This window comes from Gracilimonas tropica DSM 19535, from assembly GCF_000375425.1.
Lineage (GTDB): Bacteria > Bacteroidota > Rhodothermia > Balneolales > Balneolaceae > Gracilimonas > Gracilimonas tropica.
On sequence record NZ_AQXG01000009.1, the window covers coordinates 29,264 to 44,477 of the forward strand.

The 15,214-nt window shown below is 44.9% G+C and carries 9 protein-coding genes; 3 read left to right on the forward strand and 6 right to left on the reverse strand.

From position 1 onward, the window contains the following. Nucleotides 1-145: 145 nt before the first annotated feature. Entirely contained in the window at nt 146-6,199 is a 6,054-nt protein-coding gene (locus B151_RS0113065) for a lamin tail domain-containing protein (RefSeq protein WP_020404095.1), read from the reverse strand. 250 nt (nt 6,200-6,449) lie between these two features. On the opposite strand from B151_RS0113065, the gene B151_RS0113070 reads away from it, so the two are divergent. Next, nucleotides 6,450-6,830: a hypothetical protein gene (locus B151_RS0113070; protein ID WP_020404096.1), complete on the forward strand. Its 381-nt coding sequence runs from the start codon at nt 6,450-6,452 to the stop codon at nt 6,828-6,830. A gap of 3 nt (nt 6,831-6,833) precedes the next feature. After that, complete coding sequence (locus B151_RS0113075) at nt 6,834-7,226, forward strand: hypothetical protein (RefSeq protein WP_020404097.1); 393 nt, start codon at nt 6,834-6,836, stop codon at nt 7,224-7,226. 408 nt (nt 7,227-7,634) lie between these two features. Here the strand turns inward: B151_RS0113075 and asd are convergent, their stop codons facing one another. After that, the gene (asd, locus tag B151_RS0113080; protein ID WP_020404098.1) at nt 7,635-8,684 is read right to left on the reverse strand and encodes an aspartate-semialdehyde dehydrogenase; all 1,050 of its coding nucleotides are present in this window, start codon (nt 8,682-8,684) and stop codon (nt 7,635-7,637) included. A 321-nt stretch (nt 8,685-9,005) separates the two neighbouring features. On the opposite strand from asd, the gene B151_RS0113085 reads away from it, so the two are divergent. Continuing rightward, the gene (locus tag B151_RS0113085) at nt 9,006-10,268 is read left to right on the forward strand and encodes a spinster family MFS transporter (RefSeq protein WP_020404099.1); all 1,263 of its coding nucleotides are present in this window, start codon (nt 9,006-9,008) and stop codon (nt 10,266-10,268) included. Nucleotides 10,269-10,364: 96 nt separating this feature from the next. On the opposite strand, the gene katG is transcribed toward B151_RS0113085, so the two are convergent. The 4 genes from katG to B151_RS0113110 form a co-directional block, all read right to left on the reverse strand. Further along, complete coding sequence (gene katG / locus B151_RS0113090; protein WP_020404100.1) at nt 10,365-12,602, reverse strand: catalase/peroxidase HPI; 2,238 nt, start codon at nt 12,600-12,602, stop codon at nt 10,365-10,367. 160 nt (nt 12,603-12,762) lie between these two features. Next, on the reverse strand, nt 12,763-13,257 hold the full coding sequence (locus tag B151_RS0113095) for an FKBP-type peptidyl-prolyl cis-trans isomerase (protein ID WP_020404101.1): 495 nt from the start codon (nt 13,255-13,257) through the stop codon (nt 12,763-12,765). A gap of 179 nt (nt 13,258-13,436) precedes the next feature. Then, nucleotides 13,437-14,855, reverse strand: coding sequence for an NAD(P)(+) transhydrogenase (Re/Si-specific) subunit beta (locus B151_RS0113105; protein WP_020404103.1), 1,419 nt, complete (start codon nt 14,853-14,855; stop codon nt 13,437-13,439). Beyond that, the gene (locus B151_RS0113110; RefSeq protein WP_157471004.1) at nt 14,852-15,151 is read right to left on the reverse strand and encodes a proton-translocating transhydrogenase family protein; all 300 of its coding nucleotides are present in this window, start codon (nt 15,149-15,151) and stop codon (nt 14,852-14,854) included. Before B151_RS0113110 ends, B151_RS0113105 begins: the two co-directional genes overlap by 4 nt. Between the last annotated feature and the right edge of the window lie 63 nt (nt 15,152-15,214).

Genomic DNA, 15,214 nt, shown 5'->3' on the forward strand with positions numbered 1-15,214 from the left:
TTAAATCTAAACTTTCGTGCTAACATGAAACTGATAAATAGTTCCAGTCAGGTATAGAAAAAGTCTCGTTTCCAATCCGGAGCGAGTACTACAAATATTACGAGTATTTTTTTGCTCTAATCTCATATCATTCACAATTCAATATTCAAAATTTCCTCGCCAGCACCACGGTTTCCTTAAACGTCTTGTTCTTCCCGTTGGCACTGTTGTAAGCCTCAAAAAGCACGATGTAAATTCCCACCCGATTCTTTCGATTGTTATCGGTCAAACCATCCCAAATGAGAGAACCTTCAAACCCGGCTTGTTTGCCGTCGGCAAGCTCGCGCACTTCACGTCCATAGCGATCAAAAATGCGAACGTGCAGCAGATAATCAGGCTCCTCCAGTTTGTAGTTGATGAATAAATTATCGTCAAAACCGTCATCATCCGGGGAGAAGGGATTGGGCGAAAAAGAGATGCCGGTGTCTTCCGGTCCGATGCCTGAGCTTTGGAAGATTGAATTCTGCTCACCAGGTGTTCCACCATTTACACGTGTACTTGAGCTCCAGTTTGAAGCGTCGTTGCTGGGACCATTCGGATCAATGCGCTCCAGTGCTATTCCATCGGTATCATGAAGATTGGGATTTTGCCAGCTTTCATCAAAAAAGACGGAATCGATGGTAGTACCGGTGCTGTCGGCAACGAAAATGGCATCATCGGAGTTAGCCAGGCTGAGGTTGGAGCGATCCGCGCGAATGTAAAAGCGGTCGTCTTCTTTCGTCATTTCAAAATAAGTTGCCAATCGACTTTCGGAAAATGTGGCAGCCTGATCTTCGGCATAGATCAATGCGTATTTCCCAGCAGGAATCCATTTGAATTGAGATGAAACAGGTTGTATGTCCCGAATGTCCTGATTTTCATCCGGCTCATCGTGCAGGTAAAATCCTTCCAGAGAAATAGCATATTCCGAGCCATTGTAGAGCTCAATGTATTCGGTTTGATCCGGGAGATTGTCATCCGAGTTTGCCAGTGGATTGTACAGGATCTCGTTAATCACAACCTTGCCGGGAGCCAAAGGCTGAGACACTTCTACGTGCAGATTTTCAGATGTATTTCCACGAAAATCCTGCACGTTGTCAAAAGAAAGCTGTAACGGTTCTCCGGTTTGGAAAGTATCTTCTCCCAGGACTAATACATTGCCCTTTGTTTCGTCATACCCGGTGATTGCAACAGGCTCATCATTTACCAAAACTCCGGTATTCTCAATCGTTATAAATTCCGAAAACGCCACAAGAATCTTTCCATCCGGCCGAAGTTTAGCAAAGATCACCTCAGGAGGCGTTTCGTCAGGTTGAAAAACCGAACTTTTATTGCCGGCAGAGTTGCCTGATGCGGCCGTACTCGTGGCCCAGTTGCTGCCATCGTTAGAGGGTGATTCCGGGTCTTTCCGCTCCAGCGATCTTCCCGGTTCATTGCCACCCCACGTCTCATTATAAAACAAACTGTCAATGATGACACCTTCCGGATTTTTGATCACAACGGCATCTTCATCATCATTTAGCGAAGGAAAACCGGGCAGGTAAACAGTTCCTGAATTGAGTTGAACGCTTGAAGGTTGCTTGACCTGCAGGGTGTTTGATTCACTTTCTGGGTTCAGGTCGGTAAATATGACAAAGGCTCCTCCCCGAATTTGAGTACCTGTGGGAATTTCGGTTGAACCGGTGGCATCAGAGAATGTCCAGCCGGAAAGATCGAAATTATGTTCCGTGCGGTTATACAATTCAACAAATTCCTCGGAACTTGCCGATGCCCGGCGGTATAGAATCTCATTGATTACGATACTTTTGGGTTGAGCCTCAGAAAGCAATATATATTCAAAAGAAGCCTTCGCTGACTTCATCAAATTCCCAAAAATATCCTGCTGATCTTGAATAGTAACGGTATAGGTGGTGCCATCTGAAAGTGTTTCACCCAAAACCAGGTACAGATGATCTCCTGAGTATCTTGCAATTTCTGAAATGTTGATAGTCGGAGAAATAGTATAGGAATTCAAGGCGTAAGCCAGGGTAGAATCGATTCGTTCGCTAAAATTGATGCGAATAGAATCAGCAGAAATGGGAGCCGCGCTAAGGATTTTCGGTGGATCTTCATCAGGCACAACCTGATTCTGCAGGCCGGGTGTGGCGCCAGTTGAAACCGGTGAATCGGCCCAGTTTTCTTTGTACAATGAGGATGCGTTTGGATTGAGTCGTTCAAGAGAAACTCCTTCTCCACCCCAATCGGAGGAATAGGATAGCGAGTCAATGATCACGCTATCGGCGTTGCTGATTACAATGGCATCGGTGGAATTATTCAACGATGGAAACCGGCTGCCCATCACAATAGTATTTCGCATTGGGAAGAGTTCGGTTAAGGAACTATCCGGGGCAAGAACGACATAAGAACCGGTGGCCAGTTCATACGTTGTATCTGAAATCATTCTTCGGTTGCCGGTATTATCGTTAAGCATCCATTCCTTCAGGTCAAAGTTTCGATCCGTATGATTAAACAACTCTACAAACTCAGTGAGTTCATCCTCAGGATCATATAAAAACTCGTTAATGACGACATCCCCGGTTTGAGCTTCGCTTAAGTCAATGAGGAAGATTTCTTCTTCAATATAATCGGCTACATTTCCAAAAATGTCTGTTTGATTGGCGATAGTGAGCAGTAAAGAAGAACCGTTTTCCTCCCGGGGCAGTTTTCGGGGGAAATTCAAAATCACGGTATCCGGGGCAAAAAAGTCGATGCTTAAGATGTCAGGTACACTTCCCTCAAAATTGAGTGGAATAATAAAAAAGTAATTCTCAGGATCTGTAGCTTGATCATGTTTAATGCGCTCATCAAAAATGATCCGTAAAGTGCTGTCGTTAAAAACGGTCAGATCCTTTAGTGCGGGCGGACGTTCGTCCATCGGGATTTGGTTGGGTTGACCGGGAGTAGCCAGATATTGAGAAGGGGAATTGCCCCAATTTTCTTGATAAGTACCCGATATTTCTATCGTTCTGCGCTCCAGTGAAATTTCTTCTCCTCCCCAACTGGTTTGATAGGAAAGAGAATCGATAAGTGTACTGTCTGCTCTGCGAATTACAATATCATCCGGGGTGGTGCTGTTCAAATTGGCAAATCGGCTGCCCATATCCACAAGATCTGTTTCCGGAAAAAGAGAAGCGACCGAGCTATCGGGAGCGATGATCATTCGGGCATCAGGTAAAAGGGGAAGCTCCTGATCTGAAATGATCCTTGGATTTCCGGAACCGTCGTTGTAGGTCCATCCTTGTAAGTTTACAGCATTTTCAGTGGCATTATAGAGTTCAATGAAATCCGAAAAACCCTCAGCAGGATCATACATAAATTCAGTTATGAATACTTCTCCAGAGTCAGCTTTAGCATATTCTATCACAAAGAAAGTTTGTCTGATCTCATCCGAATGATTATCGAAGATATCGGATTGGCCTGTAATAGAAAGCTCGTAAACGGTACCCGATGCGAGGCTGGGAAGCTTCGTTTCAAACTGTAAAAGTATGGTATCAGGAGCCGATAAAATAACTGATTGCAGGGTCGGGATTTGATCAAGGTTATCTGCGGAAAGTGCGAAATTGGAAATATCCTCGGCCGGTTCTTGTTGAAGTCGTTCCGAGAAAATAAGCAGGAGTTGATCATCCGCTGTTTGTTCTAAGATAAAAAGGGAAGGCGGCGTAGTATCGGCTTCAATTGCATTAGCAGTGCCGGGAGTGGCCAATCTTTCGGAAGGAGTGTTTCCCCAGTTTTCCTTAAAAGCAGATGTGTAATCCACACTTCTGCGCTCCAGTGAGATCTCATCTCCGCCCCATTCGGAAGTATAAGTAAGGGAGTCTATTAAGGCTCCGTACTGATTTCGGATAGCGATTGCATCGGTGCCATTATTCAAGGCCGGGAATCGACTTCCCATGACGATCAGGTTCACTTCCGGAAATAGATCAACCAACGCACTGTCGGGCGCCAGTATCACAAACTCACCACGCGGAAGTACAAAATTGGAAACGCTGACAGGTTCCTGATTGCCTGTATTATCATTGAGCGACCAGTCTTTCAGATTAAAGGAGCTGTCGGATTTATTGTATAACTCCACAAACTCAGAAAAACCGGTAGCAGGATCATACATAAATTCATTAATTGCTACCTGATTCTTTTCCGCTGTGAAGATCATATAGTAATTAAAGTCAACGGAGGAACTGGTCGTATTCCCAAAAATATCAGTGAGGTTTTCAGCTTCCAGTGTCCAATTTCCGTCATATTCTTCCAATGCTACATTCAGCTGTAACAGAATTGTATCGGCGGCAACTTGTGTGGAAGAAACGATGGATGGAAGAGGAGGAGCAGTTGCTTCGGGTTCGGGATTTTGACTCAGGCTGTAATTGGCAGGTATTTCTGCTGTATTCGTCTCCAGGCGTTCAGAAAGTATCAGTAAAAGAGATTGTTCATCCTGCACAATTAAATCCAGAATTTCAGGCGGTTTTTCATCGGGAGAAATTTTATTGGTTGAGCCGGGTGTTCCGAAGCTGGGATCAGGACTGTCTCCCCAGTTCTCTTTGAATGTTGCAGGAGCGGCTGCATCCCGCCGTTCCAGGGCTATATCAACTCCGTCCCAATCTGAATCGTAGGAAAGTGAATCGATCAGACTTCCGTTTTCATTATACACCCGGATCTGGTCGCTGCTGTTATTGAGAGCCGGAAGGGATGCTTGCATGTAATAAGCAGGTCCATAAAAAGAAGAGAGGATTGATGTATCAGCAGAAATAACAACAAAGCTGTCGGGAAACACCGTGAAGTCAGAATCCGAAATTAAAGTGAGGGAGTTTTCATCCCCAACCTGCCAATCCTTCAGGTTCAGATACCGGGAAGAAACATTTCGAAGTTCCACATATTCTTCGGTACCAGCAGGCGGATCTTTCAGAAACTCATTGATCACAATATCGCCGGACTGATAATCATCGTAGATAAAAAGTGTCCCGGAACTTTCTGAAGGAAGGCTCCATCCCGTAGCACTTTCAATGTTGGAAACCGAGATCTCAACCAAACCGGATGGTAAAGTATCTGAAAAAGTAAGCAAAATTTGATCACTTTCAGGTTGAGATATAACTGTGGAGGCATCAATCGGCTCATTATTCATAGTAAAATCGGAGGTGTTTACGGTTGAGAAATTGATGCTCTCGGTGAAGGTTAGCAATGCCCTGTTATCCTGAGCAGAGGCTACAGAAAGCAACTTGAACGGATTGGTAAAACTGAAATTGATCTCAGAATCAGTCTCGATCCAATTTCCATAGGCATCACTAATGTCATTTACCGTCAAAGTGTAGTCATTGTTGGGGAGGTCGGTTTCATAGTTGAGGCGTGCCGTGAGATTTGAATCTACAAGCTGAATTTGTTGAGGCGCACCCCATCCTCCGGAAAGTGAAAAGTCAGTGGTGCTAACAGTCGATGCATCTGTGGGAAAGTTAAAATTGACCTCCACCATTTGATTGGAATACGGGATAACCTCATTGACCTTGAAAATATTTATGTGAATGTCATCAAAATAGAAGCGATCACTCCTGGTAGAAGTATAATGCGTTACCAAACCAAAGTAAGCGGAAGAATGGTGGGTGTTATCCTGAATGCTTCCCTGAGATTCAAAATCCCGGGTTACCGAATTGAAAATAAAGACCTCCCAGTTTCCGGAGCTATCGCGAACGGCTTTTACGGTTATTTCAACGGGATCATTGGATACAGTTCCATCTGGACCATCAATTATTTTTGTGGAACTGCTCCCATCTTGCCTGAAAAGGGAAATTTCATCAGAGCTGTCCCCGATGCGTATAAAGTATCCGTTAAGGTCGGCCTGAAGGTTGGCTTGATCTGAGACCAGGTAAATATCAGTGTAGTTTGATGAGGAAGGATTGAAATCCATGCGAACAAAAAACTCCCACGTGCCATAAGCGGCTGTAGAAGATGTTCGTAATTGGGTGCTGCTGTTACTTTGGTCAGTATCATTCAGCCGAAGGAGGTTGTTTCCGGAATCATCAAACACCGTAAACTCTCCAGTATCACCCGTCCAGGTGGGATTGGAAGTGAAATTCCCATCCTCAAAATCCTCGCTTAGCGTTTGGCCAAAAAGAAATCCCGGAAACCCGATAAAAAAAAGAAATAAAAGTGTTTTCATGCCCCCGACACTTTCTGTACTATTATAAAAGTTAAAATGAATGAAACTATTGTGAAAGGCAAAAAAATAGGGTAAAAGGCTTTCCACCTCTTACCCCTGGAAGGACATGGGGCCAAGTGGCCCCAGGCAATGTTTGTGTTCTCTTTGTTAGCTGTTTAGTTAGAGCGATGAGAAGCGAACTCCTTACAGATTTTTTGTATTTTTTTTAAAGTATTTTTTAGCGAATCTAAGTCTATAATTTAAAGTATTTATGATGAGGGCCTTACCATTTACGATTGAAGATCTTAACGGCGGATTCATGAAAGTTGAAGGAATTCTGCGCGTGGAAGGGGAAAATTTGATCTTTGAATTTCAAAAGAAAGATGCGGTAGTTGAAGCATATCAATCGGAATTGAGGACGGTAGAAATTTCCCTTTCGAAATTGGATATGCTGGAGTATAGAAAAGGGTGGTTTAGCGGAAAACTGGTTTTGCATGGGAAAACGGCCCGGTCATTTGGCGAACTTCCCGGCAAGGATCTCACCGAGCGTGTACTCAAAGTTAAAAGAAAAGACCGGGACCTTGCCACAAGCATCTCATCTAATCTGAACCTGAAACTCTCAGAGCAAAAATTAAAGGAATTGGAAGATTAGCCTATGAGTATTCCCTACAACTATTCAATGTATGAAGCCTCAGATGCAGAAGTTAAGGTTAAGGAAGTGAAAGGTGTGGTCAGTGTGGTAGACCGTGAGATCCTCTTCGAATATAAAGTGTATGATGTGTATGGAAGTGCGTTGAGTAACCTCTCTAAATTTTCCATTGATGTGAATCAGATCAAAAGTATTCAGTTCAAAAAGGGCTTTCCGTTCACCGGTGGGAAGTTGATCCTTGAAGCTAATCAATGGGCTTTTTTTGAACCGCTGCCGGGAAGCGAGCAAGGTAAGATCACCCTGAAAATAAAACGCCGCGATCGCGATGCCGCCATCCGGTTTTCCACGAAATTGAATCTATATCAGTCCCAAAAACGCCTGGATGATATGGAAGAATAAGTAAAGCGACTCTCCAGAGTCGTTTATGAAGATTGCCGATAGATCTTTTCAGTCTTGAGCTGTACATGCCTTAAAAGCTGGTTGACTTAAAATCATCTCTCCCCTCTGTTTTTAGCTTTGTTAACTATACCACGTAATGGTACTCCAAGCAACATATGAGACTTAAGATATCTGAGGTAGACCTTGCTAAAGGTTGGTTTTCTTGAATTGTCTCAAAACGTTGTCACCCCGAGTCGCGTAATAAATTGAAATAGGATGAGGACATATTCTGCGAGGAGTATCAAGGTCTGCACCAGCGATTAGGTATTAAACGTTGAGATCCCTCGCATATGAGAAACCAATCCTTGGCAAAATTTCAGTGACTGGGGATGACAACTTCCGAGTGAACTCACCTCAATAAGATGAGAATTACTTCAGAAACCCTTTTTTCACCAACAATTCGGCATTCAGGATAGCACCACCGGCCGCACCGCGAATGGTATTATGCGCCATGGCTACAAAGCTGACGTCAAACACTTCCGCTTTTCTAAGGCGACCTAAATGCAGCTGCATTCCATTTTCCCAATCGGCATGAAGGCGTGGCTGTGGGTATTTCTCTTCTTCATGCAGTTTGTACAATTCTTTCGGAGCAAATGGAAGATCAAGAAGTTCAATTGGATTTTTCCAGTTAGCATAAGCTGCTTTTACCTCTTCAATATCTGCGGGTGTGTTTTTGAACTTCACCGTGGCGGAGATCATATGTCCGTTAATGGTAGGGACTCGCGTGGCTGTGGCTTGAACTGCAAAATCGGGTTTCTTCAGATCGGTTCCTTCCAAAGTGCTTAATAATTTTCTCGCCTCTGGTCCCACTTTGGGCTCTTCCCCGGAAATGTAAGGAACTACATTTCCTAAAATGTCAAGGCTTGCTACGCCGGGATAACCTGCTCCGGAAACAGCTTGCATGGTCGTTAAGATGAGGCTGTCAATACCAAAGACATCGTGCAATGGTTTGAGGGCGATAGATAACGGAACCGCCACACAATTTGGATTGGTGACGATCCACCCGCTTCCGTCTTTACTGAAGGTTTGCGTTTTGATGAGTTCAGTATGATCCGGATTGATCTCAGGAATGAGTAGAGGAACCGTGGGATCCTGTCGATAATTCTTGGCATTGGATATCACCGGAATTCCTGCGCTTGCAAAGGCTTTTTCAATGTCGCCTGCCACGGAAGAATCGAGTCCGGAAAAAACGAAATCAACCTTATCAAACTCAGCCGGATCGCAATTCTTGACCGTCATTTCTTTAACGGATTCCGGCAGCACTACATCTTCAATCCAATTGGCGGCTTGTTTATATTTTTTGCCTGCAGAGCGTTCTGAAGCACCAAGGGCCTCAATTTCAAACCAGGGATGTCCCTGCAGTAAACGAATGAATTTTTGTCCAACGGCACCGGTTGCGCCTAAGATTCCAACTTTCATGATGAGTGAGTTTGTTTTCAAGTCAAATTTGAGTGAACCTCAAAAATAATCATTCTACACCCTTTATGTGGGATTTTTGTGATACAAATATTCGCTTTTTTTGATGGGTTTTATAGTGAATGACTTTCAATTTTTTTGCCACGAAATCTCAAAAACACGAAAGGTTTTTCTAACGTAGTTATTTCCAAGAGATAGGTTAGTGATGGATCAAATTGCGATTTTTTATGTGACACTTCATTATTGAATATTCTTTATTCGATGTTCGATGTTCGATGTTCAAATCCCCTTCCATTCCACAAATCTGCGTTCTATCTTTGCGGCATGAAATTCATCTACGATAAACTCGAAGCTCGAAATCCCCAATTCTATGCCTGGCTGGTTTTGGGATTATTATTTTTGATCTACATCTCCAGCTTTGTAGATCGACAAATAGTCGCTGTTTTAGGAACCGCCATTCGGGATGATCTCGGATTTTCTAACACCCAAATCGGTATTCTCTACGGACCTGCATTTTCATTGATCTATGCGGTCTGTGGGATCTTCATGGGATGGTTTGCGGATCAGTTTTCCCGAAAGCGAATTATTCTTTTCGGTTTGTTGATCTGGAGCCTGATGACCGTAGCCAGTGGATTCGCCAGCTCGTTCGTGTTTCTTATTACAGCTCGATTTTTTGTTGGTGTAAGTCAGTCGGCGTTGAGTCCGGCCGTGTACTCCATGCTGGCCGATTATTTTCCTCCCGAGAAACGAGCACGCGTATTTTCATTCTATGCTTCCGGAATATTTGTAGGTGTAGGACTTTCATTCCTGATAGGCGGTTCAGTTGCAGAAGCTTACGATTGGCGCCAAGCTATGAAAACCGTTGGGTGGCCCGGCATTTTATTATTTCTGATAGGGTTTATATTGATCAGGGAGCCAAACAGGGTTTCCGGGAAGGGGATGAGATCAGCTGCACGATTTTTTGAGGTCTTGAAATTCATCCTCAACAAAAAGACCGTTCGTTGGTATTTATTTGGATTTTCCCTGCTTTCACTAAGTGGCTATACCATTTTGGCATTCATCGGAAATGTGCTAAATGATACGTTTGAGGCTCCTTCGCTGATCTCGCAATACGGATGGTTCATGTTTGCAACGGGAGTTGGGGTGAATGTCTCTGGTTGGTTGGCGGATAGAATAGCGGTTAAATACGGGGCTGAGAAACGGTTTGTAATGGGAATTATAGCGGCTCTTGGCGGACTTCCGTTCTATTATTTTGGGCTGATGGCAGAGTCGGTAATGGTAGCATTTATCCTAATTGGAATCGGAAATGTGATTGCTTCCTCATACAATGGAGTGGCCGCTGCACTCATCCAGTATTTCGTGAAATCAAATATGCGTGGGATGGCCGGCGCGGTGTATTTATTTGTGATTAGCATTGTGGGGTTTGGGATCGGTCCGCCGGTAACGGGATGGCTCATCGATACTGTATTTACGGGACTTTATGGGCCTTCCAAAGCCCTTTTGCTGGTATTTACCGTATGCGGGGTCTTAGCGACCTTCAGCTTTTGGAAAGCCATGCGGTTTTACGATGAAGATGCAGTTGAATAAACAAAAAAAAGGCAGCCTGAAATTAATCAGACCACCTTTTGAAAAATCATTTGGTGACGGCGCAGAGCATCGCCACCAGTATTTAGTTTAAGTGAGTTACTTCAGATCGAAACGATCGAGGTTCATCACTTTAGTCCAGGCGTTCACGAAGTCGTTGAGGAATTTTTCCTCGCTGTCTTCGGCACCATAAACTTCAGCAAGTGCTCTTAGCTCGGAGTTGGAACCTGCGATCAGATCCACTCTCGAACCACTCCATTTGATATCGCCCGTCTTGCGATCACTTCCTGCAAATACGTTTTGATCATCCGTAGTTGCCTGCCAGGTCGTGTTTAGATCCAACAGGTTCTTGAAGTAATCATTGGTCAAAGTTCCGGGCTTGTCAGTAAAAACGCCTTTCTTGGAACCGTCATAATTGGTGTCCAGGACGCGCATTCCGCCGAGCAGAACGGTCATTTCAGGAGGTGTAAGCGTCATAAGCTGTGCTTTGTCCACCAACATTTCTTCCGGAGAAGTTCGGTGCTTCGCATTATAATAGTTGCGGAAGCCATCAGCTGGGGGTTCTAACCATGCAAATGATTCTACATCGGTTTGCTCCTGAGTGGCATCGGTTCGTCCCGGAGTGAAAGGTACGCTTACCTCGTGACCGGCATCTTTAGCTGCTTTTTCAATTGCAGCGACTCCGCCCAAAACAATAAGGTCAGCAATAGAAACTTTCTTGTCACCGGATTGTGCTTCGTTGAATTCGGATTGAATGCCTTCAAGCACATTCAGCACTTTGGAAAGTTGCTCGGGATTATTGACTTCCCAATCTTTTTGAGGAGCCAGACGAACGCGGGCACCATTGGCTCCACCTCGCTTATCAGAATTACGATAGGTAGAAGCAGACGCCCATGCCGTTGAGACAAGTTCAGAAACAGACAATCCTGAATCCAGGATCTTGCCTTTCAGTTCTTCAACATCAGTTTCGTCGATCAGTTCATGATCTACTTCAGGGATCGGATCCTGCCAGAGCAGTTCTTCTTCCGGGACTTCAGGGCCGAGAAGAAGAGATTTTGGCCCCATATCGCGGTGAGTCAGTTTATACCATGCTCGTGCAAAAGCATCAGCGAACTCATCAGGATTTTCGAGGAAACGACGGGAGATCTTCTCGTATGTAGGGTCCTCACGCAGAGAAAGATCAGTAGTCAGCATAAACGGAGCATGCTTTTTCTCCGGATCGTGGGCGTCAGGAACGGTTCCTTCGCCGGCTCCATCTTTGGGTTTCCACTGGTAAGCACCGGCCGGACTCTTGGTTAATTCCCACTCGTAATTGAACAGATTCTCAAGATACAACATGGTCCATTCGGTGGGTTTCTGTGTCCAGGTTCCTTCCAAGCCAGATGTGATGGTATCGCTACCTTTCCCGGTTCCGTATTTGTTATGCCAGCCCATTCCCATCGCTTCGATAGGAGCACCTTCCGGTTCGGCTTCCAGATTAGATTCGGGAGCAGCTCCGTGTACTTTACCAAATGTGTGTCCACCTGCGATCAAAGCAACGGTTTCTTCATCATTCATAGCCATTCGGGCAAATGTCTGTCGAATGTAGTGCGCTGCTTTTTTAGGATCAGGTTCACCATTCGGTCCTTCAGGATTTACATAGATCAATCCCATGTGATCGGCACCGAGTGGTTCTTCCAGATTCCCTTCGTCATCGTGGCGCTGATCGGCCAGCCATTCGCCTTCAGATCCCCAGTAAATATCTTCTTCGGGTTCCCAAACGTCCACACGTCCACCTCCAAAACCAAATGTTTTGAAGCCCATGGACTCGAGCGCAACGTTTCCGGCAAGGATCATCAGGTCGCCCCAGGAAAGCTTTCTTCCATACTTTTGCTTGATAGGCCAGAGCAATAGTCGGGCTTTATCCAAATTCACATTATCAGGCCAGCTGTTGAGAGGGGCAAAACGCTGATTTCCGGTTGCTCCACCTCCACGTCCATCTACCACACGATAGGTTCCGGCACTGTGCCAGGCCATACGGATCATGAGCGGGCCATAATGACCAAAATCGGCCGGCCACCAATCCTGAGAATCGGTCATTAATTCCTCAAGATCTTTTTTGACGGCTTTCAGATCCAGTTTTTTAAATTCTTCTGCGTAATCAAAATCTTTACCCATCGGGTTAGACTTGTCAGAATGCTGACGCAGAATACTCAGATTCAATTTATTAGGCCACCACTCGCGGTTATTGGTTCCGCCTCCGGCAGCTACTTTCATCGTGTCGTGGAAAGGACAGCCACCTTCGGTATTTACTTTGTAGGTGTTTGCCTTATTTGATTTGTCATTCTTATCGGCCATAGTATCTCCATTAATTTCTTTAAATCACAGAATCTAAAATAAATCAATCCCTTGCTATCAGCCAAATCAATATCCCTTTAATCAGTGATAGGTTTTCTTTATCAGTAGGGATAGTCCTGTCACCGACTCATTTTTTGCGGTTTATTGAGGAACAATCAGTTTAAAAAACAGCAACCAGTTCAATTTCAAAAATGAGGTTTGCATTCGGGGGGATGTCATCACCGGCTCCGTTTCGTCCGTAAGCATACGATGATGGAATATATAATGTAATACTTCCGCCTTCTTTTATGAGAGGAATGCCAACTTGCCAACCCGTGATCAACCGATTTAAGGCGAAAGCGATAGCCCGGTCACTGGAATCAAAAACACTGCCGTCCGACATCAACCGTCCTTCATAACGTACGGTAACCTGATCACATAAAGTGGGTTTTCTGCCCTCGCCCGTTTCTTTCACCACATAGCGAATACCGGAAGGGTGAACTTCAGCTTCGATATTATTTTCGGAGAGATAAGATTCAATGGCATCAACATCTAAGGCAAGCTGATCCTGGTTGACGGCGGTATTGGGTTCTTGGTCGCATCCATTATTGCGGAAACAACCGGAGAGAAGAATGCTGAATAAAAATAAGGCGGCAACAGGTAAGTAAGATTTCATACGGAATTTTTGAATTTTGAAGGGCGAAGATAAGCCAAAAAAATATACGCTCCAACGCAGAGCTTAGGAGCGAGATAATTGGTTGAGAGCTTGTTTAAAGAAAGAAATATTCGGAATAATTGAAATGGATGACCGGGTTTTTTCCAATCATCCATCAAAAATATCATCCCACTCAAATTCTAAACGTCATTCAAGGCTTCATTCAAAGCCTGCAGGCTCTTCTTCGCATCACCAAAGAACATCTGGTTCTTTTCAGCATAAAACAGGGGATTGTCAATACCGGCATAACCAGGGCTTAAACTACGCTTGAAGACGATCGTCCTTTTGGCTTCATCCACATTCAAGATCGGCATTCCGTAAATGGGGCTACCGGGTTCTGTTTTGGCTACGGGATTGACCACATCATTGGCTCCGATCACCAGCACTACATCCGTGGTTTTAAACTCGGGGTTGATTTGATCCATATCGAGAAGCTGATCGTAAGGAACGTCCGCTTCTGCAAGAAGTACGTTCATGTGGCCGGGCATTCGTCCTGCTACAGGGTGAATTCCATATTTAACCTGAACGCCACGCTCTTCCAGTTTTCCGGCAACTTCTTTGAGTACGTGCTGTGCCTGTGCAACTGCCAGTCCATATCCCGGAACTATGACTACTTTTGATGCATAACCCACTTGTATAGCAAGGTCTTCTGCGGTAGTTTCGCGCACGGATTTGTCTCCGGTATCGGCACCAGAGCCTCCTCCCGAGTCTCCACCGAAAGCTCCGAAGATCACGTTGGTGAGTGAGCGGTTCATAGCTTTACACATGATGTTGGTAAGGATCAATCCGGCAGCTCCAACCAATGCACCGGAAATAATGAGCAGGTTGTTGCCGATCACAAATCCTGCCATCGAAGCAGCAATTCCTGAGTAGGAGTTCAGGAGTGAAATTACCACCGGCATATCCGCCCCGCCAATAGGAATAACAGAAGTGATGCCGATCAAAAGAGAAAGCCCAAGGATGATCCAGAAAATAGTTTGGTTGGTGGGATCAACAGTGAAAAATCCGATTAAAACCAGTACCCCGATCATCGAGCCAATATTGATAACATTCAGCCCGGGAAAGGTAATGGCGTTTCCTGATATAAAACCTTTCAACTTCCCAAAGGCAATGAAGCTTCCGGTGAATGTGAGTGAACCGATGAAAATACCGAGCCCGGTGGTAACGAGGCTGTCGGGCGTCATGGTCGTAGGATCAACCAAACGAGAAAACTCGCCCCAGGCAACCAGTGCGGAGGCTCCACCGCCGAATCCGTTGAAAACGGCTACAAGTTCCGGCATGGCGGTCATGGCTACTTTTTTGGCCAGAACGGCACCGATCAATCCACCGATCAAAATTCCGGCGATGATCCATTCAAAAGAAATGATCTGCTGATCGAACAGGGTTACTACAATTCCGATGAACATTCCCAGCGCCGCAAACTGATTTCCCTTTCGGGCCGTGGCAGGGGAATTCAATAATTTCAACCCGCGAATAAAAAAGAAGGTCGCGATCAGGTAAATGATCTGGATAGTATCTGGTAAATAGGGCAGAAAAGCTTCCGGTAAAAACTGACTCATTTCTCATCCTCCTTTTTCTTGAACATCTCCAGCATGCGGTCGGTCACCATGAATCCGCCCACCACGTTGATAGTGGCAAACACAATGGCCACAAAGCCGATGATCTGACTTATTTGTGAATCGGTTCCCGAATGTCCGGCGACAATGAGTGCACCCACAATGGTGATCCCCGAAATGGCATTAGCACCACTCATGAGCGGCGTATGCAGCGTGGGCGGCACTTTTGAGATGAGTTCGAAGCCGATAAAACAGGCCAGAACAAAAATGAATAAAGAAAAAATTAAGGCTGACATGATATTTTAGTTTTGAACATTGAACCTCCAACAAGGAACATCGAATTTCGAAGTTGGATGTTCGGT